Source organism: Henriciella algicola, from assembly GCF_003576245.1.
Lineage (GTDB): Bacteria > Pseudomonadota > Alphaproteobacteria > Caulobacterales > Hyphomonadaceae > Henriciella > Henriciella algicola.
The window spans coordinates 265,131-291,777 of record NZ_QWGA01000007.1 but is presented as its reverse complement, the minus strand read 5'-3'; the positions used below and the strand labels follow the sequence as shown (position 1 = coordinate 291,777).

23 protein-coding genes are annotated in these 26,647 nt (G+C 59.7%); all 23 read right to left on the bottom strand.

The features are described 5' to 3' along the window. Positions 1–15: 15 nt before the first annotated feature. Positions 16–2,580: an outer membrane protein assembly factor BamA gene (gene bamA / locus D1222_RS11130; RefSeq protein ID WP_119454333.1), complete on the bottom strand. Its 2,565-nt coding sequence runs from the start codon at positions 2,578–2,580 to the stop codon at positions 16–18. Positions 2,581–2,614: 34 nt separating this feature from the next. Next, on the bottom strand, positions 2,615–3,790 hold the full coding sequence (locus D1222_RS11125; protein ID WP_119454332.1) for a M50 family metallopeptidase: 1,176 nt from the start codon (positions 3,788–3,790) through the stop codon (positions 2,615–2,617). Between the two features lie 2 nt (positions 3,791–3,792). Continuing rightward, positions 3,793–4,992: a 1-deoxy-D-xylulose-5-phosphate reductoisomerase gene (gene dxr / locus D1222_RS11120; protein ID WP_119454331.1), complete on the bottom strand. Its 1,200-nt coding sequence runs from the start codon at positions 4,990–4,992 to the stop codon at positions 3,793–3,795. Further along, positions 4,992–5,819: a phosphatidate cytidylyltransferase gene (locus D1222_RS11115; protein ID WP_119454330.1), complete on the bottom strand. Its 828-nt coding sequence runs from the start codon at positions 5,817–5,819 to the stop codon at positions 4,992–4,994. The genes dxr and D1222_RS11115 overlap by 1 nt, the downstream gene beginning before the upstream one ends. Continuing rightward, the gene (locus D1222_RS11110; protein ID WP_119454329.1) at positions 5,820–6,581 is read right to left on the bottom strand and encodes an isoprenyl transferase; all 762 of its coding nucleotides are present in this window, start codon (positions 6,579–6,581) and stop codon (positions 5,820–5,822) included. It lies immediately after the preceding gene. Further along, on the bottom strand, positions 6,578–7,132 hold the full coding sequence (gene frr, locus D1222_RS11105; protein WP_119454328.1) for a ribosome recycling factor: 555 nt from the start codon (positions 7,130–7,132) through the stop codon (positions 6,578–6,580). The genes D1222_RS11110 and frr overlap by 4 nt, the downstream gene beginning before the upstream one ends. A gap of 18 nt (positions 7,133–7,150) precedes the next feature. Then, positions 7,151–7,888, bottom strand: coding sequence for a UMP kinase (gene pyrH / locus D1222_RS11100; RefSeq protein ID WP_119454327.1), 738 nt, complete (start codon positions 7,886–7,888; stop codon positions 7,151–7,153). A gap of 89 nt (positions 7,889–7,977) precedes the next feature. Then, on the bottom strand, positions 7,978–8,892 hold the full coding sequence (gene tsf / locus D1222_RS11095; protein ID WP_119454326.1) for a translation elongation factor Ts: 915 nt from the start codon (positions 8,890–8,892) through the stop codon (positions 7,978–7,980). 32 nt (positions 8,893–8,924) lie between these two features. Further along, positions 8,925–9,755, bottom strand: a complete 831-nt coding sequence (rpsB, locus tag D1222_RS11090; protein ID WP_119454325.1) for a 30S ribosomal protein S2 — start codon at positions 9,753–9,755, stop codon at positions 8,925–8,927. 139 nt (positions 9,756–9,894) lie between these two features. Next, the gene (dnaE, locus tag D1222_RS11085; protein ID WP_119454324.1) at positions 9,895–13,314 is read right to left on the bottom strand and encodes a DNA polymerase III subunit alpha; all 3,420 of its coding nucleotides are present in this window, start codon (positions 13,312–13,314) and stop codon (positions 9,895–9,897) included. A gap of 55 nt (positions 13,315–13,369) precedes the next feature. Continuing rightward, positions 13,370–14,059: an ABC transporter ATP-binding protein gene (locus D1222_RS11080; RefSeq protein ID WP_119454323.1), complete on the bottom strand. Its 690-nt coding sequence runs from the start codon at positions 14,057–14,059 to the stop codon at positions 13,370–13,372. Continuing rightward, positions 14,059–15,327 (bottom strand): lipoprotein-releasing ABC transporter permease subunit, encoded by a 1,269-nt coding sequence (locus D1222_RS11075; protein ID WP_119454322.1) that lies wholly within the window; start codon positions 15,325–15,327, stop codon positions 14,059–14,061. The genes D1222_RS11080 and D1222_RS11075 overlap by 1 nt, the downstream gene beginning before the upstream one ends. Beyond that, positions 15,327–16,646: a proline--tRNA ligase gene (gene proS, locus D1222_RS11070; RefSeq protein WP_119454321.1), complete on the bottom strand. Its 1,320-nt coding sequence runs from the start codon at positions 16,644–16,646 to the stop codon at positions 15,327–15,329. The genes D1222_RS11075 and proS overlap by 1 nt, the downstream gene beginning before the upstream one ends. 113 nt (positions 16,647–16,759) lie before the next feature. Next, complete coding sequence (locus D1222_RS11065) at positions 16,760–17,002, bottom strand: DUF1467 family protein (protein ID WP_119454320.1); 243 nt, start codon at positions 17,000–17,002, stop codon at positions 16,760–16,762. Next, on the bottom strand, positions 17,002–17,433 hold the full coding sequence (gene mce, locus D1222_RS11060) for a methylmalonyl-CoA epimerase (protein ID WP_119454319.1): 432 nt from the start codon (positions 17,431–17,433) through the stop codon (positions 17,002–17,004). The genes D1222_RS11065 and mce overlap by 1 nt, the downstream gene beginning before the upstream one ends. An 8-nt stretch (positions 17,434–17,441) precedes the next feature. Then, positions 17,442–19,121 (bottom strand): ribonuclease J, encoded by a 1,680-nt coding sequence (locus D1222_RS11055; RefSeq protein WP_119454318.1) that lies wholly within the window; start codon positions 19,119–19,121, stop codon positions 17,442–17,444. Beyond that, positions 19,111–19,896: a type III pantothenate kinase gene (locus tag D1222_RS11050; protein ID WP_119454317.1), complete on the bottom strand. Its 786-nt coding sequence runs from the start codon at positions 19,894–19,896 to the stop codon at positions 19,111–19,113. Before D1222_RS11050 ends, D1222_RS11055 begins: the two co-directional genes overlap by 11 nt. Further along, entirely contained in the window at positions 19,880–20,641 is a 762-nt protein-coding gene (locus tag D1222_RS11045) for a biotin--[acetyl-CoA-carboxylase] ligase (protein WP_182481955.1), read from the bottom strand. Before D1222_RS11045 ends, D1222_RS11050 begins: the two co-directional genes overlap by 17 nt. Continuing rightward, the gene (gene nuoN, locus D1222_RS11040) at positions 20,638–22,062 is read right to left on the bottom strand and encodes an NADH-quinone oxidoreductase subunit NuoN (RefSeq protein ID WP_119454315.1); all 1,425 of its coding nucleotides are present in this window, start codon (positions 22,060–22,062) and stop codon (positions 20,638–20,640) included. Before nuoN ends, D1222_RS11045 begins: the two co-directional genes overlap by 4 nt. A gap of 9 nt (positions 22,063–22,071) precedes the next feature. Further along, complete coding sequence (locus D1222_RS11035) at positions 22,072–23,565, bottom strand: NADH-quinone oxidoreductase subunit M (RefSeq protein WP_119454314.1); 1,494 nt, start codon at positions 23,563–23,565, stop codon at positions 22,072–22,074. After that, the gene (gene nuoL, locus D1222_RS11030) at positions 23,565–25,718 is read right to left on the bottom strand and encodes an NADH-quinone oxidoreductase subunit L (protein ID WP_119454313.1); all 2,154 of its coding nucleotides are present in this window, start codon (positions 25,716–25,718) and stop codon (positions 23,565–23,567) included. Before nuoL ends, D1222_RS11035 begins: the two co-directional genes overlap by 1 nt. Positions 25,719–25,725: 7 nt before the next feature. Further along, positions 25,726–26,034, bottom strand: coding sequence for an NADH-quinone oxidoreductase subunit NuoK (gene nuoK, locus D1222_RS11025; protein ID WP_119378107.1), 309 nt, complete (start codon positions 26,032–26,034; stop codon positions 25,726–25,728). A gap of 3 nt (positions 26,035–26,037) precedes the next feature. Beyond that, positions 26,038–26,628: an NADH-quinone oxidoreductase subunit J gene (locus D1222_RS11020; RefSeq protein ID WP_119454312.1), complete on the bottom strand. Its 591-nt coding sequence runs from the start codon at positions 26,626–26,628 to the stop codon at positions 26,038–26,040. Positions 26,629–26,647: the final 19 nt, after the last annotated feature.

Sequence of the window (26,647 nt, the reverse complement as noted above, 5' to 3'; positions counted from 1 at the left end):
TCCTCCTGAGAACTTCTAGAAGCGTGTTGAGGTACTGAACCTGAACGTCTCGGTCCGGTCGTACTCTTCTTTCTTGAGGATTTGAGAGAAATCGAACCGGATTGGTCCGAACGGCGAGTCCCAGCCCACCGAAAGACCCGCCGATGCCCGTAGAGGCATGGAGGTCTGTGACTCTTCGATCGCAAACAGGTCTGGCCCGATCTGCGTGATGTTCCGTGGTTCCGTATCGATCTCATCGAGTTCACCAACAGAACCAGCCTCGAGGAAGAGCGCGGTATCAATGCCGTACTCTTCAGGCAGGAAGTTCGGGAAGGTCAGCTCAGCCGTTGCCTGGTAATAGGCCTTACCACCGAGCGCACGGCCCTTGCGAATACGTTGCGTATTCCCTTCGGCGTCCACTTCACGAACGATACGACGCGGGCCGAGGCCAGCCACGTCGAAGCCGCGGAATGTACTACCGCCGCGGAAGAAGCGGTTATTGATCCGGATACCTTCGTCCCCGCCCCATGAGCCAATGAAGCCACCAGAGAGACGGACACTGGCACGAACGCCCTTGAAGATGCCCTGATAGGCAGCTGCAGAGGATTCGGTCCGGATGTACTGAACGTCGCCGCCAACGCCTGCGAGATCCTGGCTGAACGAGAAGTCAAAGCCGCCCGTTGGCTGGATTGGATCGTTCCGGCGGTCCCAGTTGAAGGTATAGCCGATGATCGAAGACAGCTCGGCGCGCTCATTACGGCAGTTCGAGAAGCTGCGATTATTGTAGAGCGGCGAACACGCATCGACCACGAGCGCATTGGCCGGCAGGTCGTCATTCGGGTTCGCCGGACGGTCGAAAACCGTATCGTCGCTTGGATCGTCTGGCGTGCCGCCATCAAACGTGTCGGTGATGATGACCAGGTCGCCATTCCCATCAATCACGACGTTGCCGAGATTGATATCGAGTTCATCCTGCTGGAGGCGATAGCGCAGGCCAAGATTGGTGTTCTCTGTCAGCGGGAAGCCAAGGTTCACACCTGCACCAATCGTGTCCGAGGTGAAGCCACCAAAGCCGATATTCGAGAAGTCGGAACGCGACGAGAAGATGTCGATACCGGCCGCGAGATTGCGGTCAAGGAAGCGAGGCTCCCGGAAGCGGAGGTCGACATATTGCTGGCGCTGCGACGCCGAAATACGGGCGACAGCGGTCTGGCCGCGGCCACGAAGGTTGCGCTCCGAGACACTCACATCGAAGAGGAAGGCGTCGACAGAAGAGTAACCAGCGGCGAAGGAAAGCTCACCCGTTGGCTGTTCTTCCACCGTGACATCGACAACCGTACGGTCTGGCTCAGACCCCGGATTTTCCGTGATCGTCACTTCCTTGAAGTAGCCGAGTGCGCGCACGCGGTTACGCGAGCGGTCGAGCAGGACGCGGTTGAAGGCGTCGCCTTCGGAGACGCGCAGCTCACGGCGAACAACCCGGTCAAGCGTACGGGTATTCCCGACAATGTTGATCCGCTCGATATAGACGCGCGGGCCCTCATCAATCGCAAAGGTGACATCGACCGTGTTCGTCTCCGGGTTCGGGCGAAGGTCTGGCGTAATGTCGACGAATGCGTAGCCAGCGATACCAGCCGCATAGGTCAGCGTGTCGATCGCGTCCTCGATCCGGTTGCCGCGGAAGAGATCGCCTTCCTGAATCGAGAGCGCATTGCGCAGCGCGTCGCTATTCAGCTTGTCGAGCTGGGTCGACACATTGACCGTGCCGAAGTTGTACTGAACGCCCTCATCGACCGTATAGGTGATGTAGAAGTCTTCCTGGTCAGGCGTCAGGTCAGCCACGGCCGAAACGACGCGGAAGTCGTAATAACCATTGTTCTGATAGAACTGACGCAGGAGCTCGCGGTCATACTCAAGGCGGCCCGGGTCGTAATTGTCGTTCGAGCTGAAGAAACGCCACCAGCGCGACTGGCGCGTAGCGATCTCGCTGCGAAGACGCCGGTCCGCATACTCTTCGTTGCCGATGAAGTTGATGGAGCGAACGCCCGTAACAGGGCCTTCATTCACTACGAAGACGAGATCCACGCGGTTCTGCTCAAGCGGCTTGTATTGCGGCTCGACGGTTGCAGCAAAGCGACCGGACTGGCGGTAAAGCTCAAGAATACGCTGAACGTCTGCCTGCACGCGCGCTGCGGTGAAGATACCGCGCGGCGCGACCTGGATCTCTTCACGCATCTTCTCATCATCGATGGAGCTGTTGCCCTCAAAGATCACGCGATTGATGATCGGGTTCTCGACCACGCGAACGATCAGATCAGCACCCGACTTCTCGAACGAGGCGTCAGCAAAAAGACCCGTCGCGAACAGCGTTTTCAGAGAGAGATCGATACGCTCGGCATCGAATGGGTCGCCCGGCTCGACGAGCAGGTAGGACTGGATCGTACGGTCTTCGATACGCTCATTGCCTTCCACCTGAATGGTGCGGATGCGCTCTGCCGTCTGGGGCGACTGGGCCTTCGCAGATAGCAGGGCACCGACGGCTGTCGACGTGCCGAGCATCGCGGCAACGCTAAACATGGAAGCAACGAAGACTGATCGCATGGCGTCTCTCTCAATTTACAACGCAATTCGGCTATCAGCCCCGAGCGCTGTTGAACAGCCCTGTTTCCAGTACATCGCCCCAGGTGATGAAAACAAACATCCCCAGAAGCAGGAACATACCGGCCATCAGGGCCCCCTCCTGTATCCTTGCTGGCAATGGCTTGCCCGCAAACGCTTCATAGCAATTGAACACGATGTGGCCACCGTCAAGCACAGGAAGAGGAAGTAAATTAAAGAATCCAATTCCTACAGACACCGCCGCGCAGATGGTCATCATGCTCCAGAATAGAGCGTTGATACGGGTCGCAAGCGGGATTTCATTGTTCGCCATGGTCCGGTTTACGACGCGGCGGCTGATATCACCGATGGCGACGGGACCGCTGAGAGAGCTCAACGCTTCCTTGCCAGTGATCATCCGGCCAATCATGTCCGTAGTCTTGGCAACCGTATCCCAGGTCTGAACGCCGCCCATGGCCAGCGCCTCCACCGGGTTATAGTCGATGCGCTCCGCAGTATCGCGCAGCTCCTGAAGCGTGATCCCAATGGTGCCCAGCGCCTGAACCTGTCCGACCGCATTCTCACGCATCTGACGCTGCGGCGTAACAGTCAGCTCGATTTCTTCACCATCGCGCTCAACGATAGTGAGTAACTCCTTGTTGCTCGACATGGAGACGATCGTCTGCAGGTCGCCGGCATTGTCGACAGCCTCGCCTCCCATCGAAACAAAGATATCTCCCGTCTCAATACCGGCCTCGGCTGCGGCGCCATCTTCCAGAACGCTCGTGACCCCAACGCGGGCCTGATAGGCACCGTTGAAATAGAAGAACACGGCGAAGATCAGCGCGGCGAGAACAAAGTTTGCCGCCGGCCCTGCAGCAGCAATCGCCGTGCGCGGCCACACACCAATCTCATGGAATGGCTTGCCCACAGGCCCCTGCTCTATCTTGCCAACATCGCCCGGAAGCTGGCTCTCGCCTACGAATTTCACAAAGCCGCCGAGCGGGATCCAGTTCACACGCCATCTCGTGCCGCGTTTGTCACTCTTCTCAAAAATTGGCTTTCCGAAACCGACCGAAAAAGACTCAACGCCAGCGCCAAAGTAACGACCCGCGAGATAGTGGCCGAGCTCATGAATAACGACCACAATGCCCAGCATGAAGACGAGGCAGACAATGAAGATCGGGCCCTGGCTTAGAAATCCATCAAACATAATCAATCCTTCGCGCGGGCCATGCTCGACATGACGAGTTCTTGCGCCAGCGTTCGCGCTTCGGCATCTATATAACCGATTTCCTCAAGGCTTAGACAGTCGTCATTATGAGTGAAACGACGGCTCAGCTGCGTTACCGCTTCCTCATTAACCCGGTTGATATCCGTAAACTTGCACCGTCCGGTCAGAAAGGCCTCCACGGCCTCCTCATTGGACGCGTTGAGCACGATCACAGCCGCATCTGATTCGTTGAGAGCTGCGCGCGCGAGCCTGATTGAAGGAAAACGCCTGTCGTCGACATTCTCAAATTCAAGGCGGGCAATAGACGCGAGATCCAGCCGCTCTACAGCGGTCGGCACACGGCCTTCTGGCCATGATAGAGCGTGGGCGATTGGCGTCTGCATGTCTGGTGAACCCAGCTGTGCAAGGAATGAGCCATCGATATAGCTGACGAGCGAATGGATGATCGATTGTGGATGGACGAGCACATCGATGCGCGATTCAGGCACGTCGAACAGATAGCTTGCCTCGATCAGCTCCAGCGCCTTGTTCATGAAACTCGCGCTGTCGACAGAGATCTTCCGCCCCATCGACCACCGCGGGTGGGCACATGCTTCCTCAGGCGTTACCTTCGCGAGCTGCTCAAGCGGCGTGCGCAGGAACGGCCCACCCGACGCCGTCAGGATAAGGCGCTCGACATCCTCGGCGCGCTCCATGACCTGGAACATCGCATTGTGCTCAGAATCAGTCGGAACGATGAGCGCCCCTGTCTTCGCTGCGACCTTCTTCAGAAGCGGCCCCGCACAGACCATGCTTTCCTTGTTTGCCAGCGCGATATCGTTGCCTGCCTCAAGCGCGGCATGGGTGGAGGCGAGACCCGCGATACCAACGATGGAAGCGACGACCCGGTCCACAGGGGTACGCGCGGCGTCCTCGATGGCCGATGCGCCTGCCAGAACCTCAATCCCGCTTCCAGCCAGACGCGACTTCAGGGCGCCATGAAAACGCTCTTCGCCGATAACAACAGTACGCGCGCCAAACTTAACGGCCTGCGCCGCAAGCAGCTCAACATTTGTGTGAGCGGTCAGCGTTTCGATCTCAAAAGCAGGCTCGTCACCAACTGCATTCGCGTGGGCAACGACCGACAAGGTCGATTGCCCGATGGAACCCGTAGATCCGAGTATGCTGAGCTTTCTGGCCATCAGCTGGCCTGCAATCCAAGCAATCCATGTAGCGGGGCAACGAGCGCCATCGTCCCAGCGCAGAAAACAGCGGCCATGCCCAGGCCATCCACCCGGTCCATGACGCCGCCATGGCCAGGCAGGAAGCCACTCGTATCCTTGACGCCATAGCGCCGCTTCAGCGACGATTCGAACAGGTCGCCCCATTGAGCAACGATCGAGATCGCGAAACCTGCAAACAGCCAGGAAACGCGCGACGCATCCAGAAGCCCCGCGGCAATAAGGCCGCAAAGGCCGCTGCAGATCATGGCCCCGATGGCGCCGCTCCAGGTTTTCGATGGGGAGTCCTTTGGCGCCAGCGGCGGGCCCCCAAAGCCGCGGCCCGCAAAATAAGCACCAGTATCCGACGCCCAAACTGTCCCCATGAGGATCAGCGCAGCTGCCTGCCCATACCAGGTCCCCTCACGCAGAAAGAACAGCCCGAGCGGTAGGCCGGCGCTATAGAACACACCGAAGGCGGCCACTGCGCGGTCGTTTATGCGTGACGGGTGAATAAGGAAAATCAGACCTGCAGAGACCAGAAGCGCGATGAACGAAACGCTCCAGTCTCCGAAGTAAGCGGCGAACACACAGGCGGCTGCGAGGACAGCGGTGGCTGGCATGATTGGCGACGCTGTCATCCGCGCCCATTCGTACCCCATTATGGCGGCAAAGATCGCGCAGGCAATCGCAAGCACCAGCCCGCCCGTGGCAACAACAAAGAGTGCGAATGGTATGAGGACGAGCGCAGACAGCAGTCGTAGCGCCAGCTCTTTTGACTTGTGGCTACCCGGCCTCGACGCAACCATCTAGCGCGCCTCCTTGCCCAGACCACCAAACCGGCGCTCTCGCGCGCCGAACTTTTCGAGTGCTTCTCTTAGCTGGGCTTCGCCAAATTCAGGCCAAAGGACATCCATGAAGACAAGCTCTGCATAGGCGCCCTGCCAGGTAAGGAAATTGCTCAGACGATGCTCTTCGCCCGTCCGGATGATCATGTCCGGGTCGGGAAACGCCTTTGTGTCGAGATGCTGGGAAATAGCGTCTTCCGTGAACGCTTCAATGCTCAGCTCGCCAGCCGCGACTTTCTCTGCGACCTGCTTTGCTGCGCGCGCAATCTCTTCACGGCCGCCATAGTTGAAAGCGATGCCAAGATTGAAGCGCGTATTCCCTGCCGTCTCCTCGACAGCCATATCCAGCAACGAACAGATATCCTCAGGAAGCCCGGCCCGCGTTCCGAAAACGCTTATCTTCACGTTCTCGCTCTTCAGGCGCTTCAGGTCCTTCTTGATGAAGTGACGTAGAAGCGCAAACAGAGCCGTGACTTCAGCAACGGGCCGGCGCCAGTTCTCGGTCGAGAAGGAATAGACCGTCAGATAGGACAGGCCGAGCTTCTGGGCTGCCCTGACCGTTTCGCGCAGCGCATCGACGCCGCGCTCATGTCCGATTGAACGCGGCAGGCCATTCCGGGTCGCCCATCGACCGTTCCCGTCCATGATAATTCCGACATGGGAGGGCAGACTGGATGGATCGGCAAATTCGGGAACCCCGTTAGAAGCCGGCTGCGCACTCAAACCTGCATGATCTCCGCTTCTTTTGCCTTCACGATCTCATCGATGCGGGCAATGTAAGTGTCGGTGAGCTTCTGGACGTCATCGGAGAGGCCGTGAGCCTCGTCCTTGCTGATCTCATTGTCCTTCTCGCCCTTTTTCAGCTGGTCCATGCCATCGCGGCGCACATTGCGCACCGCAACACGAGCCTGCTCAGCATATTTGCCGGCAATCTTGGACAGCTCAGCGCGGCGTTCCTCGTTGAGGACAGGGATCGGGATACGAAGCGTCGTGCCATCGGTCACCGGGTTCAGGCCAAGACCTGATTCGCGGATCGCCTTGTCAGCGGCGCCAACCACGGACTTGTCCCAGATGTTGACCGAAAGCGTACGTGCATCGAGCACAGAGACAGAGCCAACCTGGTTCAGAGGAACAGTCGAGCCATAAGCTGGCACGTTCACCGTATCGAGCAGGTTCGGCGATGCGCGCCCCGTACGAAGACCAGCAAGGTCCGACTGGAGCGAAGCGACGGCGCCTTCCATGCGGCGCTCAAGATCTTTTTTGTTTATACTCATGGCACTTGTTCTCGCACATTAAGAGATGAGCGTCGATGTTCCGACCCCACGCAGAACGTCTAGCAACGCGCCCTTCTTGTGGAGTGAAAACACGACGATTGGAATGCTTGTATCGCGCATCAGGCTGACGGCGGAAGCGTCCATGACGCGAAGATCACGCGCGAGGACTTCCTGATAGCCGAGCTTCTCATAGCGCTCGGCGTCAGCATGCTTTTTCGGGTCGGCCGAATAGACACCGTCGACCTGCGTGCCCTTGAACATGGCTTCGCAATTCATCTCGGCAGCTCGAAGGGCCGCACCCGTGTCGGTGGTGAAGTATGGATTGCCCGTGCCCGCGGCGAAGATAACAACGCGCTTCTTCTCCATGTGGCGGATAGCGCGGCGGCGGATATAGGGCTCACAGACTGTGTCCATCGGGATCGCGGACTGAACCCGGGTCGGCGTGCCGATCTGCTCAAGCGCGCTCTGCATCGCCAGCGCGTTCATCACCGTGGCAAGCATGCCCATCGAATCAGCTTGAGAGCGATCCATGCCATTGGCAGCACCGGCAAGGCCGCGGAAGATATTACCGCCACCGATAACCAGGCACAGCTCGACATTCGTCTGGCGGATCGCACCAGAGATTTCTTCGGCGAATTGTAGGCAGGTCGGCATATGGATGCCGAATTCCGATGGCCCCATCAGGGCCTCTCCCGAAAGCTTCAGGAGAACACGCTTATAGACGAGCTCGCTGCTATGGTCGGTCTCTGTTGTCATGACTGTCTCCCAAGGCCGCTTAGCTCGTAAAGGATTCCCGGCTGCCTGTCATGGGCAGCCGGGAGACTTTAAGATGAGTTTTGCAGGTCTTAGGAGCCGGAGGTCATGGAAGCGACTTCAGCAGCGAAATCGTCTTCTTCCTTCTCGACACCTTCGCCCAGACCGAAGCGCACAAAGCCCTTCAGCGTTGCGCCCTGCTCTTCAAGAAACGCGGCGACCGTCTGGTCCGGGTTCATCACGAATGGCTGCTCGACAAGGACAACTTCCTTGTAGAACTTGTTGAGGCGGCCTTCGATCATCTTCTCGATGACATTGTCAGGCTTGCCGCTTTCGCGGGCCTGATCGGTCAGGATCTGACGCTCACGCTCAACCAGCTCAGGGTCGAGGTCAGCCGTCGTCGCCGATGCCGGGTTCGTTGCAGCAACGTGCATCGCAACCTTGCGGGCAGCTTCAGCCAGCTTCGCATTGTCGCTACCTTCGACAGCCACGAGCACGCCGATCTTGCCCATGTTCTCAGCTTCCGGGCTGTGAACGTAAGCAGCGACCTGGCCGCCCTCAGCGGTCATTTTCGCAACGCGGCGAAGCGTCATGTTTTCACCGATCGTCGCAACGAGGCCGGTGATCATGTCATTGACCGTACCATCGCCTTTTGGCGCTGGTGCGTTCTGGACTGCTTCAAGCGAACCGTCGGTTTCGAGCGCGGTCTTGGCGATGCCTGCGAGCGCGGACTGGAACTTCTCGTTGCGGGCAACGAAGTCGGTCTCAGCGTTCAGCTCGACCAGCGTGCCGGACGTGCCGTCAGATGACAGCAGCGCAGCAACTAGGCCGTCAGCCGCAGCGCGGCCAGCCTTCTTGGCGGCCTTGGAGAGGCCTTTCGCACGCAGCCAGTCAACAGCGGCTTCCGTGTCACCATCATTTTCGACGAGCGCTTTTTTCGCATCCATCATGCCTGCGCCCGTGCGGTCACGCAGGTCCTTGACCAGAGCGGCGGTGATCTGTGCCATCTCTATGATCCTTCCAGATTGAGTTTCAGGTTTTAGCTGTCAGCCTTGGCTTCTTCTTCGCCTGCGTCTGCTTCAGCAGCTTCGCTGGCAGCAGCATCAGCGGCGGCAACGTCGCTTTCGGCCATCGCGTCGATGTCTTCGGACTCGCCAAGGTCGATACCGAGGCCAGCCGACGATTCAGCCAGACCATCGAGAACCGCGTCTGCAATCAGGTTGCAGTAGAGCGAGATCGAGCGGGCGGCGTCGTCATTGCCCGGGAACGGGAAGTCGACATCGTCCGGGTCGCAATTGGTATCGATCACGGCGATAACCGGGATGCCAAGCTTCTTGGCTTCCTTGATGGCGATCTGCTCCTTGTTCGTGTCGATAACGAACATGAGGCTCGGCAGGCCGCCCATATTTGCAATACCGCCAAGGGCGCGCTGCAGCTTGTCGCGCTCACGCTCAACAACGAGGAGCTCTTTCTTGGTGAGGCCAGAGGCGTCACGATCAGAGAGAACTTCGTCGAGTTCGCGAAGACGCTTGATCGACTTGGAAACGGTTGACCAGTTGGTCAGCGTGCCGCCGAGCCAACGATGGTTCATGAAGTACTGGGCAGAACGCTCTGCAGCTTCTGCAATCGGCTGCGCAGCCTGGCGCTTGGTGCCGACGAAAAGAACGCGGCCGCCCTTTGCAACCGTGTCGCGAACCTGGACCAGCGCCTGGTGAAGCAGTGGCACGGTCTTGGACAGGTCCATGATGTGGATACCCGCGCGATCGCCATAGATGAAGGGCTTCATCTTTGGGTTCCAGCGGTGGGTTTGGTGGCCGAAGTGAACACCAGCTTCGAGCAGCTGACGCATCGTGAATTCAGGCAGAGCCATGATCTTTCTTCCTCTTCCGGTTGACCGGCACGGACACTATCGGGCTCAAACCACTGAGCTCGACACCGGATGATCCGCGCATCGGGGGTTTAGAGCGCTGCCATATACGTAAAACGGGCCCAATTGCAACCGGGCTTTGTCAGGCCGCGAGCGTGTCCACGCGTGAGACGCCGGACGCCATCTTGAGCGCGCGCAACGCCTCAAGCCCCGTCGCATAGACGGCCGGAAGCTTCATGGAGACGATCCGGCCATCAACAAGCGGTAGCTCAAGGAAGATTTCGCCCCGGTCCGCGCCCGGCGCATTGATGAGCCGCTCGGCCACGGCCGCCAGCTCATCAAAGTTTGCCCCGCGCGACAGGCGCACGACGAGCGCCTTTGCTTTCTTACCGATCCGCGCTTTCTCAATCGGCTTCACATGCTTCACCGAGAGGCGGATTTCCTCCTCCTGCCGCCGAACATTCACCATGACGCAAATGCTGCTGGCCGGTGACATGAGATCACGGAAATTATCGAGCACTTCCGGCATGACCATCAGCTCGACCTCACCGGTCGGGTCAGACAGTGTCAGGAAGGCGAACTTGCCACCATTACGGGCCGGCTTTTCGACCCGGCGGCGCACGACGCCAATCAGCTCAAGCGGTCGCCCATCCACGGCAACATCGGCAATCTCGTTGGACAGCGTGATGCGTCCTTCCTCGAGACTGTCGAGCACATCGTCGAGCGGATGGCCGCTGAGATAAAAGCCGACAGCGGCCAATTCCTCGTCGAGGATCTGCTGGCCATTCCAGGAGGACACTTCCTGCAAAGTCGCCTTCACGGCAGGCTCTGCATCACCGAACAGGCCGCCCTGCCCGCCAGCCCGGTCCTCAGCCGCTGAAACCGCCATGGCGGAAAGCAGGTGCGCCGATGCAAGACAGGTCGCCCGGTTCGGCTCAATCGAGTCGAAGCCACCTGCACGCGACAGCTGCTCGAAGCACTTCTTGTTCACGGATTTCGGATCAACGCGTTCTGCAAAGTCATGCAGCGACTGGAAGGGACCGCGCACCGCACGCTCGGCTTCCAGCTGGCGCATGGCCTCAAGGCCAACGCCTTTCAGCGCGCCCAGCGCATAGACGAGCGCGCCATTCTCAACGTCAAAGTCAGCCGTTGACCGGTTCACGTCCGGCTGGATGATCTCGATCTCGAGCCGCCGGCACTCCTGCACGAAGGCGGCTAGCTTGTCGGTGTTCTGCAGGTCGAGGCTCATCGAGGCGGCAAGGAATTCGACCGGGAAGTGGCGCTTCAGATAGGCCGTCTGGTAACCGATAAGCGCATAAGCAGCGGCGTGCGACTTGTTGAAACCGTAGCCCGCGAACTTCTCCATCGTGTCGAAGATTTCGTTGGCGAGCGGCGCTTCGATACCTTTGAGCTTTTGCGCACCGTCGAGGAAGCGCGCGCGCTGCGCCACCATTTCCTCGACCTTCTTCTTACCCATGGCGCGGCGCAGAAGGTCAGCTTCGCCAAGCGAGTAGCCCGCAATCTCCTGCGCCATACGCATGACCTGTTCCTGATAGACAGGCACGCCATAGGTCGCTTCAAGGATCGGCTCGAGATCAGGGTGCTGGTAGTGAACGTTCTTCGGGTCTTCCTTGCCCGCCACATAGACCGGGATGTTGTCCATCGGACCTGGACGATAAAGCGAGATGATCGCGATAACATCTTCAAGGTTGTGCGGGCGCACCTTGCGCAGCGTGTCCCGCATGCCCTGGCCTTCAAGCTGGAACACGCCCAGCGTCTGGCCGCTGGCCATCAGCTCGTAAGTGTCCTTGTCATCCAGCGTATCCCATTCAGGTCCGACATCGCGGCCATCGCGCCGGATGAATTTCAGCGCGCGGTCGATAACCGTCAGGGTCTTCAGGCCAAGGAAGTCGAACTTGACGAGGCCGCCCGCCTCAGCCCACTTCATATTAAACTGCGTAGCCGGAAGATCAGAACGCGGATCATTATAAAGCGGCACAAGCTCCGTAAGCGGACGATCGCCGATAACAACGCCAGCAGCGTGCGTGCCGGCATTGCGATACAGACCCTCTAGCGCCAGCGCTGTTTTCAGCAACTCTCCGACGCGTGGATCCTGCGCGACTTCGTCATCGAATTTCGGCTCATCGTCGATGGCATCCTGCAGCTTCGGTGGATTGGCAGGATTGAACGGAATGAGCTTTGCCAGCCTGTCGACCTGGCCGTAGGGCATCTGCATGACGCGGCCGACATCCCGCACGACAGCCTTTGCCTGCAGTGTACCGAAGGTGATGATCGCGGCCACACTGTCGGCGCCATACTTATCACGCACATAACGGATGACCTCACCGCGCCGCTCCTGACAGAAGTCGACGTCGAAGTCAGGCATCGACACGCGTTCCGGGTTCAGGAAGCGTTCGAACAGAAGATCAAAGCGAAGCGGATCGAGATCCGTAATCGTCAGCACCCAGGCCACAACGGAGCCCGCACCAGAACCACGGCCCGGGCCGACAGGGATCCCCTGTTCCTTGGCCCATTTGATGAAGTCGGCAACGATCAGGAAGTAGCCCGGAAAGCCCATCTTCTTGATGATGCCAAGCTCATAATTGAGCCGCTCGATATAGGTCTCTTTCGGCGCGTAGAGCTGCGGCGCTTCTGCAAGGCGCTGCTCCAGCCCCTCCTCTGCCTGAACGCGCAACTCTTCAAACTCGGAGCGTGTGCCGTCGCCAAAGTTCGGCAGGATCGGCTCATGCGTGCGCGCACGCACCGCGCAGCGTTTCGCAATCTCCACCGTCGAGGCGACCGCTTCCGGCAGATCGGCAAAAAGCTCAATCATGTCGGCAGGTGCTTTCAGGTACTGGTCCGGCGAGACCCGCTTGCGATCGTCCTGACCAAGATATTCGCCATTCGCGATACACATCATCGCGTCATGGGCGTGGGCATGCTTCGGATTCAGGAACCGCGCATCATGGGTGGCGACCACTGGCAGGCCGAGCTTGTAGGCCGCTTCCAGCAAGCCCGGCTCACTGTCTGCCTCTTCCGGCAGGCCATGCCGCGTCAGCTCGACATAGCAGCGCCCCGGATAAGCCTGCGCAAAGCTGGACAGGGTCGCCTCGGCATCAGCTTGCTTGTTCTTCAGGATGTACTGCGCGGCCTCGCCCCGCATCCCGCCGGACAGAAGGATCAGGCCGTCTGTCTTCTCAAACAGATGCTCTCTCTTGAGGCGCGGCACACCATCCGCCGCCTCAAGATAGGCATAGGATGACAGCTCCATGAGACGTTTGTAGCCAATCTCGTTCTGGGCATAGACAGACACCTGCGTCAGCCATTCCTGATGTCCGCCATCCGTTACATCGAAGCAGCACGCCATGATCGGCTGAACGCCAGCGCCAGATAGCGTTTCGGAAATCTCCAGAGCGCCAAACAGATTATTCCTGTCGGTCACCGCAACGGCCGGCACCCCATTGCCAACGGCCCACGCTTTAAGATCCTTTGGCGTAATCATGCTCTCGAGAAGCGAGAAGCTGGTACGCACGGCAAGATGGATAAAAAGCGGCTCGGACAAGGCGGGCTCCTCTCAGGCGAGGATTATGCCCCGTAATGCCAGTGAGTCGAAGGGCTCAGCCTGCAAAGGCTGTGAGTTTTCCTGCCTTCAGCGTCAGCACCCGGTCCATATGCTGGTTGAGCGCCATATTGTGGGTGGCGACGAGGACCGCAGCCCCCTCCATACGCGCAATCTTGATCAGGCTGGCAAAGACACGCTCGGTCGTTGCCGGGTCGAGATTGCCGGTCGGCTCATCGGCGATGACCAGCTTGGGGTCATTTACCAGGGCGCGGGCAATCGCGACGCGCTGCTGCTCACCGCCTGACAACGCACCTGGCTGGTGATCAACCCGCTCTGAGAGGCCCATCTCGGCCAGAAGCTCGCGGGCCTTTTCGCGCGCAAGGCTCCGCTTTACGCCATTCACCATGAGCGGCATCGCGACATTATCGAGCGCGTTGAACTCCGGCAGCAAATGGTGAAACTGGTAGACGAAACCGAGCTTCTCGCGGCGAAGGCGCGTGCGAACAGCGTCCGACAGGTTCAGAACACCTTCACCATCCAGCAGGACTTCGCCGCCCTCGGCGCGCTCCAGAAGGCCAGCCGTATGCAACAGCGTCGACTTGCCAGACCCCGAAGGACCGACAAGACCGACCAGCTCACCGCGGTTCAGCGTCAGGTCGGCATGATCCAGGACCTGAAGGACGGTTGGGCCAGAGCGGTATTCGCGAACGATGCCGCGAAGTTCAAGAACAGGTGCAGCGCTCATCACTCGAACCTCAACGCATCAACAGGATCGAGACGTGCCGCGCTCCAGGCCGGCCAGATCGCCACAAGGATCGACATGCTCATCGCCCACAGCGTCGTGAATACAGCCTCCGCCCAATCGAGCTCTGCCGGCAGGCCATCGAGGCCATAGACTTCGGCATCGAAGATATCGCGGCCGAGAATGGAGCTCAGGAAGCCTTCGACCACACCAATATTCAGCACGATCAACACGCCCAGCACGAGGCCGATCAGCGCGCCCGTCAGACCAAGGATTGCGCCAATCATGATAAAAATCCGCATGATCGCGCCGCGCGGCGTACCAATGGTGCGAAGGATCGCGATGTCGCGCGTCTTGTTCTTCACGAGCATCACAACGCCCGTGATGATATTCAGCGCCGTAATGGTGATCAGGATTAGCATGATGACCCGCATCATGCCGCGCTCGACGTTCAGCGCGTTGAAATAAGCTGCGCGCCGCAGCTTCCAGTCCTCGACTCGTAGCCCGCCTGTCAGAGACCGGATTTCTGCCATGATCGGCTCAGTCCGCATCGGATTGTAGAGCCGCGCATCGATGGCCTGATACTCATTGCGCTTGTTGAAGAAGAGCTGCGACTGCTGCATCGGCATCAGCACGTAAAGCTTGTCGAGTTCGACACTGCCGGTCGTGAACGTGTCGCCGATCGTATAGGCCTTGGAGCGCGGCGTGACACCGAACGGCCCGGCCACACCCTCAGGCGCAATCAGCGTGATCTTGTCGCCAATGCGAAGCCCCAGATCCTGCGCAAGAAAGGCGCCGATCAGAACCACATCGCCGCCATTGCGCCCCTCGCCGAAACCGGCTGCATCCGCCGTCGACTGGCCGCCTTCGAGATAAGGCAGGTTTCCGATGTCTTCGGTCCGGACACCGCGCACAATGGCGCCCGTCCGGCCATATTCGGACGTCGCCAGCACCTGTTGCTCGATGATCGGGAAGGCATGCTCGACGCCTTCGAGTTCGATGATCTCATTCGTCAGGACGTCGACATCGGCTTCAGGCAGCCCGCCAACGGAAACGAAGACATGCCCCTGCCCGCCAAGAAGCGCGTTCAGCAACGTAGAGCGAAAGCCCGCCATAACCGACATGATGACGATAAGCGCCGTCACGGCCAGCATGATGCCAAAGAAGGATATGATAGAGATGAGCGACACACCGCCATGCTGGCGGCGTGCGCGCAGATAGCGCCAGGCGAGCGCGCGTTCCACCTGGCCGAAAGGCGCAGCTTTCGCCATCAGTCGGCCTTCACCATCTCGATGGCCTGCTCCAGCGTCATGTCGGACTTCTCGCCGGTCTTGCGGTTCTTCACCTCGACCAAGCCAGCCTCGACACCGCGCGGGCCAATAACGATCTGCCAAGGCAGGCCAATGAGGTCCATCCGGTTGAACTTCGAGCCCGGGCGCTCATCGGTCTCATCATAGAGCACGTCGAGACCGGCCGCCTGCAGCGCTGCGTAGGCGCCGTCAGCCACGCCCGAGACCGTTTCGTCCTTCGGCTTCATCGAGATGAGGCCAACATCAAACGGCGAAACGGCTTTGGGCCAGACAATGCCGTTCTCGTCATGGCAGGCCTCAATGATGCCGCCGACCAGGCGCGAGACGCCAATACCATAACTGCCCATCTGCACCGGCACATTCTCACCCTCGGCGGTCTGCACAGTGGCATTCATCGCCTTGGAATATTTCGTGCCGAAGAAGAAGATATGGCCAACCTCGATGCCGCGCGCCGACACCTGACGGTCTTCCGGCACCTTGGCGAATTCGGCCTCGTCATGTTTTTCCTCGGTCGCCGCATAGTATTGCGTGCGCTTTTCCATGACGTCTGACAACTCACCATCAAAATCGAGGTCCAGCCCCGGCGCTGGCACATCCAGCAGCGCCCGGTCACAGAACACAGCGCTTTCGCCCGTATCGGCGAGTATGATGAACTCATGGCTAAGGTCGCCGCCGATCGGGCCGGTGTCGGCCTGCATCGGAATAGCGGTCAGCCCCATCCGGTCGAAAGCATTAAGATAGGCGCAGAACATCTTCTGATAGCTCTTGCGCGCGCCTTCCTCGGTGAGGTCGAAGGAATAGGCATCCTTCATCAGGAATTCGCGGCCCCGCATCACACCAAAGCGCGGGCGGATCTCATCACGGAACTTCCACTGCGTGTGATAGAGGTTCAGCGGCAGCGCCTTGTAGCTCTTCACATAAGCGCGGAAGACGTCGGTGATCAGCTCTTCATTGGTCGGGCCGAACAGCATCTCGCGCTCATGGCGGTCGGTGATACGCAGCATCTCCTTGCCATAGGCCTCATAGCGCCCGCTCTCCTGCCAGAGCTCAGCCTGCTGGATCGTCGGCATGAGCAGCTCAACCGCCCCTGCCCGGTCCATTTCCTCGCGGACGATCTGCTCGATCTTCTTGAGGACACGAAAGCCGAGCGGCAGCCAGGTATAGATACCGGCGCCATTCTGGCGGACCATGCCGGTGCGCAGCATGAGCTGGTGCGAAACGATGGCCGCGTCAGCTGGCACATCCTTGGAAACTGGCAGGAAATATCTGGACAGGCGCATTGAGACTGGCTCACTCCTAACAAGGCGGGTCGCGGCCCCCTGTGTTATTGTCAGTCGCTGCAATTGGCTAGTGTGCGCCTGCAAGCACGCAGCGCTTTTTCACGCCGGGTTGCTCAGGCGCCGTAAAAGCGCAGCAATGGCACGACGATGATGCCGGCGATTGCCGTGCACACCACCGCGCCAATCGTCGCCCAGACCGCTTTCTTGGCCAGCATCGGCTCAGCCGGTGCGCCCTCTTCAGTGCCTTCCGGGATTTCGCCATCCTCGAACTGGCCGCGCACGCCAATCGGCAGGACGACGAACAGGCACATCCACCAGGATATGCAGAAGATGACGATACCGCCGACCAGTGACATTAGTGGTCGCCCTTCGGGGTCTCCATCAGCTCGACGAGGACACCGTTCGAGTTCTTGGGGTGCACGAAGACAATCGGGGTCCCATGCGCGCCAATACGTGGCTCACCAAGCACGGTCGCGCCGCGCGTCTTCATCACCTCGACGGCCTGATGAATATCAGCCACTTCGAAGCAGACATGGTGCTGGCCGCCCTTCGGGTTCTTCTGGATGAAGTTATGGATCGGGCTTTCTTCGTTCAGCGGCTCGATCAGCTCGATCTGGCTGTTCGGCAGGTTCACAAAGCAGACTTTCACGCCCTGCGCAGGCATGTCGAACGGCTCGGTAATGTCGGTCGCGCCATACAGCGTCTTGTAGGTCTCGATCGCATCGGGAAGCGACGGCACAGCAACACCGACATGGTTCAGCGGGCCCAGTTTGAAGTCTTCAGCCATTTTATCCCTCACACTCTCATAACCATGACATCGACCAGCGGCTTGCGCCCGAAGGTCCTCTCGCACGCCTTGCGGATGGCCCGCACCAGCGTGGTTTCAACTGCGTCGTCATCTAGGCGCTTTTTGCGCGAAAGACCATCGAGCGCCTCGTCGCAGGCAGCTTCAATGGCATCGACGGACTCATCGGCGAGGCTACCGTCTTCTTCCGACATGCCGCGTACCGCGAGATGTGGCCCGTCAGCAATGCTGCCCGTTTCATCAAAGGACACGCTGGCCGACACATAGCCGAACTTCGAGATCGCAATCCGCTCCTTCAGGCCTTCAGAGCCTGCAGGCACCAGCCGGTTACCATCAAGGTGCAGCCTGCCGTGGGGCACCGTGTCGATCACTTCGGCTTTCCCGGGGGCAAGCCGGATCATGTCACCATTGCGGGGCGTCACAGCTTCGGGCACCTGCATGGAGCGGGCAAAGCCTGCATGCTCTACGATATGCCGCCGCTCGCCATGGACCGGCACGGAAATACGCGGGCGCACCCACTGATACATCCGTTCCAGCTCATCACGCGCCGGGTGGCCGGACACGTGGATAACGTCTTTCGACATCTTGTCGGTGATGATGCGCACGCCCTTTTCGGCCAGCGCATTTTGCATCTCGAAGATGCCCTTCTCGTTGCCCGGAATGACACGCGAGGAAAAGATGACCGTATCCCCGGCATTCAGCGAGATATGTCGGTGCGTATTGGCCGCAATCCGGCCCAGCGCAGCGCGCTCCTCGCCCTGGCTGCCTGTACAGAGGATCAGGATATTGTCTGCCGGGAAGCTGCCCACATCGGCCTCATTGACGAGGTCAGGCAGGTCTTTCAGCACGCCCGTCTGGACGGCCGCATCGACGATCTTGTGCATGCTGCGGCCCGCGAGGCAGACACTCCGCCCCGCTTGACGCGCCGCTTCGATCACGGTCGACACGCGTGCGACGTTAGACGCAAAGGTCGCCACAGCCACCCTGCCCTTCAGCCCGCCAATCAGCTCGATCAGATTCTTGCGCACGGTCGCTTCAGAGCCGCTTTCGCCATCGACGAAGACGTTCGTGCTGTCGCAGATCATGGCCAGCACGCCTTCGTCTCCGAGCTTTTTCAGCCCATCGACATCGACGCCTTCGCCGATCAACGGATCAGGGTCGATCTTCCAGTCACCTGTGTGTAGGATCGTCCCGGCAGGCGTCTCGATGGCGAGCGCATTCGGCTCCGGAATGGAGTGCGTCAGCGTCATGTAGCGGACCTTGAAAGGCCCAGCTTCGACCTCGCCCTCCAGAGGCACCACATTCACATCGACATGTTTCAGCCCGCGCTCGGCCAGCTTACCGGCGACGAGATGGGCGGTAAACGGCGTCGCATAAAGCGGCGCGCGCAACCGCGGCCATAGCAGCCCAACAGCCCCGATATGGTCTTCATGCGCATGCGTCAGGAAGATCGCGTCGATCTGGTCAGCATGCTCGACGATGAATTCAGGGTCAGGCGTGATGAGGTCGATGCCCGGCGTGGTGTCGTCGCCAAAGGTCACGCCAAGGTCCACAAGGATCCAGCGCCTGTCATGCGCCGGGCCATAGCCATAGGCATTCAGGTTCATTCCGATTTCGCCGCAGCCCCCAAGCGGAAGAAAGACGAGTTCGGGCGTGTCCTTATTTGGCATCGGATCCTTTCCGGTTCCGGCGGTAAATCTCCAGAAGCCCAGACTCCATCAGGGTCTGGTCGTAATGGTCGATGGTCGCGCTCGCACCTTCAAAGAGCGAGGCAACGCCGCCGGTCGCAATGACTGTCATCGGCTGGCCGTATTCTTCCTTCACGCGCCTGACAAGGCCGTCGATGAGGTCGATATAGCCCCAGAAGACGCCCGTCTGCATCGCGGCCACGGTCGAGTCGCCGATAATCTTCTCTGGCCGTTGAATGGCAATTCGCGGCAGCTGGGCCGCTGCATCGTGCAGCGCGCGCATGGAGAGGTTGATGCCGGGGCTGATGATGCCGCCTTCAAACCCGCCATCCGGGCCGACGATGTCCAGCGTCGTTGCCGTGCCGCTATCGATCACGATCAGCGCGCCCGGATAAGCAATGTGCGCTCCGATTGCGGCGACCAGACGGTCAGCACCCACCTGTTCAGGGCGCGGGATGCGAATGGGAACACCAAGCTCCACCGAGGCTTCACCAACGACCAGCGGCTCAGTCGCGAAATAGCGGCGGGCAAGGTTGCGGAAGTTGAACAGCGCCTGCGGCACCACGCAGGAAATCACGCACGCATCGATGTCATAGCTCGACACCTTGCGCATATTCATCAGGGGCTCGAGCCAGACGATATAGTCATCAGCCGTCCGGCGCGCGTCAGTGGCGCTGCGCCACATGGCGACCCAGTCCTCGCCATCATGGAGCGCGAAGACCGTATTCGTATTGCCGACATCAATCGCGAGCAGCATGACTGCCAATCTCCTTTACCAGCTCCACATCGCCTGCACGGATCGTGTGCGTCGTCCCGTCAGCACTTGCAAGTAGCAGCGCGCCATCTGGGCCGACACCCTTGAAGATGCCGCTCTGCGCGTCAGCGCCTTTGCCGACAGTCACCTGCTTGCCCAGTCCTTCGGCATGCTTTTGCCAATCGGCGAGCAGGCTCTCAAAGTCAGATGAGGCCTGCGCGCTGCGTTTCACGAAAGCAGGACGAAGCGCGTCGAGAAACATCTCTGCGTTGACGATCTGAGGTGCGCCAAGGTCCAGCAGGCTCGTTGCCGCCTGCCCTGCGCCTTCAGGCGCAAACCGGACATTCACCCCCATGCCACACGCGACCCAGCAGGACTTCGCCGTCGTGGTGCCAGCCTCAACCAGAATACCGCAAAGCTTCTGGCCACTCGCGCGCACATCATTCGGCCATTTCAGCTGAAGCTGACCGCCTTCGATGAAGGCCGACGCGGCATCGAGTATGGCGAGCCCGGCAGCGAAGGGGTAGCGGGTCGCCTTTACCAGCCCGCCCTCTTCTTCAAACAGGGCGGTGACAAACAGATTGCCGGTTGGCGAATCCCATTGGCGGCCAAGGCGACCACGACCAGCGGTCTGCTTGCGTCCGGCAATCCAGACCGGTCCGAAATCATCGGCCTGCGCCCGCCTGCGAGCTTCTTCATTCGTACTGTCGATCTCGTCGAACCAGAGAACTGGTGCGTCTGGTCTCACTGAATGAACCCGGCCGACGCTTGCGTCGCCCAGTCAATGAATGGCGACACGAAGACGAAGAGAACAAGACAGGCAGCCGCGGCCGCATAGACCGAAAGGGCCACCGTCGCACCTACCGGCTGGAACCGCTCTGCTGGCTCCTTCACCCACATCACCAGAATGATGCGGAGATAGTAACCGAATGCGATCACGGAGCTTAGCACCAGCACGATGAGCAGCGGCAGGAGACCGGCATTCCAGCCTGCCTGGAACACGACCAGCTTACCGATAAAGCCAACGGCGAGCGGGAAACCTGCAACCGAAATCACGAGGATCGTCAGCGCGATGGCAAGACCCGTACGGCGGCGCACAAGGCCAGCGAGCTCATCAATGCTCTCGACCATACCGCCTTCGCGGCGCATCGACAGGACACCGCCAAAGAGACCGATGGATGCGATGACATAGGTCGTCATGAACACCAGAAGCGCTGCCGCGCCATACTCGGCACCTGCCGCGACAGCGACCAGCGCATAGCCCATATTGGCGATCGAGGAATAACCAAGAAGCCGCTTCAGGTTCGTCTGGATCAGCGCACCGAAGGCGCCAATCAGCATCGAAAGCGTCGCAATGATGCCGATGATCATCTGCCAGTCTTCGAACACGCCAGAAAACGCGGTGAAGAGCAGGTTTGCGAAGACCACCATGCTCGCCATTTTCGGCGCCGTCGCGAAGAAGGCGACAACCGGGCTCGGCGCGCCTTCATAGACGTCCGGCGTCCAGACGTGCATCGGCGCTGCCGACACCTTGAACGCCATGCCGGAAATCATCAGCACCATGCCGAAAACAAGGCCAATCGTGCGCTCAGAACTCGCGATATCGCCATAGTCGACCGACCCGGTGAAACCATAGACCAGCGAAATGCCGTAAAGCAGGATGCCCGAGGCCAGCGCGCCCAGAACGAAATACTTCAGGCCGGCTTCCGAAGAGCGGATCGAGTCGCGGTGGAACGATGCCAGCACATAGGACGAAAGGCTGAGCGTCTCGATACCCATATAGAGCGTCATCAGGTTCGACGCCGAAAGGATGATCCCCATGCCGAGTGAGGCAAAGATCACCAGAAGCGGGTATTCGTAACGGATCGTCTCATGGCGCTTGAGGAAACCCTCAGCCATGAGCAGCGTCACGGCACCGGCTACGAAGCTGATACATTTGGCAAAGTTCACGAACGGGCCGGTCGTGACGAGGCCGCCAAAGGCTTCGCCGCCTTCCCAGTTCATGATGACAACGAGTGCGGCCAGCAGGAGCGTAGCCGCGCCCAGCTTGAAGGACAGGCCGTTGAAACGGTCGCCCATATAAGCGCCAGCAAGCACACCGGCCAGGCCAGCGAGCGCAAGCAGCAGCTCCGGGCCAATGGCAGAGATCATCGCCTGAAAGTCGAGCATAATGTGCCTCTATCCTCCGGTGATCATCTGAAGCGCGCGCAGGCTGCTTTCGCGCGTGATGTCGAATACGAGATTTGGCGTGACGCCAAGCAGGATGGTGCCGATGATGAGCGGGACAATGGTGACAAGGTCCTTCTTGCCGACATCGGTGATGTTTTCGAGCGCCGGGTTGGTAACCGGGCCGAAAACCGTGCGACGGTAGAGCGTCAGCATGTAGACAGCCGAGAATATCACACCGAGCGCCGCGCCAGCTGCTGCCCAGGTGGAGGCCTGGAAGGCGCCTGTCATGGTCAGGATTTCCCCGACAAAGCCACTGGTGCCAGGCAGGCCGACATTGGCCATGGTGAACAGCATGAAGATGGCCGCATAGATCGGCATCTTGTTCACGAGGCCGCCATAGGCTGCGATCTCACGGGTATGAACGCGGTCATAGACCATGCCGACGATGAGGAAGAGCGCGCCGGAGATAAGCCCGTGCGAGATCATCTGGAAGATCGCGCCCTGCACGCCGACCTCGGTGAAGGAGAAGATGCCGAGCGTCACGAAACCCATATGGGCGACGGACGAATAGGCGATCAGCTTTTTCATGTCGGTCTGGCGGAAAGCGACAAGCGATGCATAGACGATGGCAATCACCGACAGCGCGAACATCATAGGCTGGAAGAACTCACTCGCATCCGGGAACATCGGCAGCGAGAAGCGAAGGAAGCCATAGCCGCCCATCTTCAGCAATACGCCTGCCAGGATCACAGAACCGGCCGTCGGCGCCTGAACGTGCGCATCCGGAAGCCAGGTGTGGACCGGCCACATGGGCAGCTTCACCGCGAATGACGCAAAGAAGGCAAGCCACAACCAGGTCTGCACTTCAGGTGCGAAGGCATAGGTCTCCAGCACCATGATGTCGGACGTGCCAGCCTGCAGGTACATGAAGACGATGGCCGCCAGCATGAAGAGCGAGCCGAGCAGCGTGTAGAGGAAGAATTTGAACGAGGCGTAGATACGGTCCGCCCCGCCCCACACACCGATGATGATGAACATCGGGATGAGGCCTGCTTCGAAGAAGACATAGAACAGGACGAGGTCCATCGCGCAGAACACGCCGATCATGAAGGTCTCGAGGACGAGGAACGCGATCGTATATTCGGTCAGGCGGTGCTTCACCGTGCCATAGGACGCAATGAGGCTGATCGGCGTCAGCAGCGTCGTCAGCAGGATCAGCAGAAGCGACATGCCATCAATGCCCAGCTTGTACTGGATGCCGGCAAACCAGCTCACCTGTTCGACAAGTTGATAGCCCGGCGCATCGACCTCGAAGCTCGCCAGCATGACCAGCGACGCCACGAAAGTGGCCGCCGAGAAGATCAGGCCCGCCATGAGCGACTGGCGCCCACGCGTCTCTTCATCCTGGCCATTGCTGCCCGTGGCTGCCTGCACAAGCATGATCAGCAAGGCACCAGCCAGCGGCAGGAAGGTGACCGCTGTCAGAATTGGGAAATTGCCCATCAGCCCGCGCCTCCGACACGCCAGAAGATCACCGCGCCAAAGACGAGGGCCGCAAGGATGATCACGAATGCATAATGATAAAGATAACCGGTGTGCATGGCCGACAGACGGCGCGAGCCCCACCGAACGAGCGACGTCACGCCATCCGGGCCGAAGCCGTCAATGATGCGCTTGTCGCCGGTTTTCCAGAAGAAGCCGCCCAGCCAGCTCGTGCCCTTGACGAAGGTCGCATTGTAGATCTCGTCAAAGTACCACTTGTTGGCGAACAGGCTGTGCAGTGGGCCGCCCGATGCCGCGATCTTCGCCCCGAAACCCCGGTTGAAGAAATAGGTAAAGGTCGCGATCAGAAAGCCGGTCACCGTCACGAAGAGCGGCGCCCAGAACACCCATTCCGGCACATTGTACTTGTCAGCCAGCACGGTGTTGTCCGCCGCGTTGTAGATCGCGCCAGCCCAGAACTCGGCCTGATGGTGACCCACAAAGGAGTCGTAGAAGACAAAGCCGGCAAAGATCGCCCCGAGCGACAGGAGACCGAGCGGGATCAGCATGACGAGCGGGCTCTCATGCGGGTCGCCATGATGGCCATGGTCATCATGGCCATGATCGTCATGCGCAGCGTGATCATCATGACCATGCGCCTCTGCCGGGATCGAGTCCTCACGCGGGCCGTGGAACGTCATGTAGATGAGGCGCCAGGAATAGAAGCTGGTCAGCAGCGCAGCCACGATACCGAAGATGAAGGCGAGCACACCAAAGCTCACACCGTTCGATCCGGCCGCAAACGTCGTCTCGATGATGGCATCCTTGGAGAAGAAGCCTGCAAAACCGAACGATGTGTGCGGAATACCAAGACCGATGATGGCAATCGTACCGATCATCATCGCGGCATAGGTCAGCGGCATGAACTTCGCGACACCGCCCATGCGGCGCATGTCCTGCTCATGGTGCATCCCGTGAATGACAGAGCCTGCCCCGAGGAAGAGAAGCGCCTTGAAGAAGGCGTGCGTGAACAGGTGGAACATCGCGGCCTGATAGGCGCCGATACCAGCGGCAAAGAACATGTAGCCAAGCTGCGAACACGTTGAATACGCAATGACGCGCTTGATGTCGTTCTGCGCCATGCCGACCGTCGCCGCATAAAGCGCGGTCACAGCACCGATCAGCGTCACCATGCCGGCAGCGAACGGTGCGTACTCATAGATCGGCGATACGAGACAGACGAGATAGACACCCGCCGTCACCATGGTCGCGGCGTGAATGAGCGCGGAAACCGGCGTCGGGCCCTCCATGGCGTCCGGCAGCCAGACGTGCAGGAAGAACTGCGCCGACTTACCCATTGCACCGATGAAGAGAAGCACACCGATCAGCTCAAGCGCCGGAACGTTGAGGCCGAGGAATGGCACGATCAGCTCGCGGATCGGCGCAGCCTCAGCAAGCGCCAGCGGCGTTACGGTCGCATTCTCACGGATGGCGCTCAGCACAGGCTCGAACTCAACCGAACCGAACACCACGAACACACCCATGATACCGAGCGCGAGACCGAAGTCGCCGACGCGGTTTGTCACGAAGGCCTTGATGGCAGCGCTGTTCGGGGCTGCTTTCGTATACCAGAAGCCGATGAGCAGGTAGGACGCGAGACCAACACCTTCCCAGCCAAAGAAGAGCTGGATGAAATTGTCCGCCGTCACCAGCATGAGCATCATGAAGGTAAAGAGCGACAGATAGGCAAAGAACCGCGCCCGGTGCGGGTCTTCGCTCATATAGCCCCATGAATAGAGGTGGACGAGGCCGGAAACGCCCGTGATGACCGCCATCATGACGATGGACATCGCATCGACGCGGAGCGCCCAGTCAGCCTGGAATTGGCCAACATCCATCCAGTTCAGCAGCGTGATGATGTGCTGGACCGGCGCGACGACGGCCGCCCCATGATCCCCGGCTGCTGGCGCTGCGGTATGCACCGCCTCCGCGACACCGCCGCCAAAGGCGAACATGAAAAGCTGGATGACCGACAGGATGCCAGCAAGCCCGACCGTACCGGTCGTGATCACCATGGCGCCGGTATCGGTCACATATTTCTGGAACACCCCGGCGATCAGGGCAGCGAGGCCCGGCGCCAGGACGATGAAGAGAAGTGCAAAATCAGGAAGCATATCCGGCCTAGCCCTTCATCAGGTCGATGCTCTCGACGGCGATGTCGCCGCGATTGCGGAAGAAAACAACGAGAATGGCGAGCCCGACGGCCGCTTCGGCAGCAGCCACTGTCAGAACCAGCATGGCGAAGATCTGGCCGACAATCGTGCCCGAGAACACCGAGAAGGCGACCAGGTTGATATTGACGGACAGAAGGATGAGCTCGATCGCCATCAGGATGACGATAATATTCTTGCGGTTCACGAAGATGCCGACGACACCCACCGTGAACAGGATAGCCGAGACAGCCAGGAAGTGATTGACGGTAATATCCATGACCTAAAGCCCCTTGCCTGACTCAACGTCGATGCGGCGGATCGCATCCTTGCGGGTGCGTGCGGTCTGCTTGGCGATGTTCTGGCGCTTCACATGCGGCTTGTGGCGCAGAGTCAGGACAATCGCGCCGATCATGGCGACCAGCAGGATGATACCGGAGAGTTGGAACAGCAGCAGGTATTCGGTGTACATCACCTGCCCGATGGCCTCGGCGTTTGTTGCCGCGCCCGGATTGGCGTTGATCTCATCACCTGTCGTGGCGCGCGCAAAGGTCACCAGCGCAATCTCGGCCGCGAATGCGACACCCACCAGGGCGGCAAACGGCCAGTAGCCCAGCGTGCCCTGCTTCAGCTCGACGAAATCGACATCCAGCATCATGACCACGAACAGGAAGAGCACCGCGACCGCGCCGACATAGACGACGACCAGCAACATGGCGAGGAACTCCGCCCCGATCAGGACGAGCAGGCCCGCAGATGTAAAGAAGGCCGTGATCAGCCAGAGCACGGAATGAACCGGGTTCTTGGCGGCAATCACGGCGACTGCCGAGACCGTCACGATCGCTGCCAATATGTAAAAGGCGATGAGTTCCACCGGTGTGAGCCCCAATGTT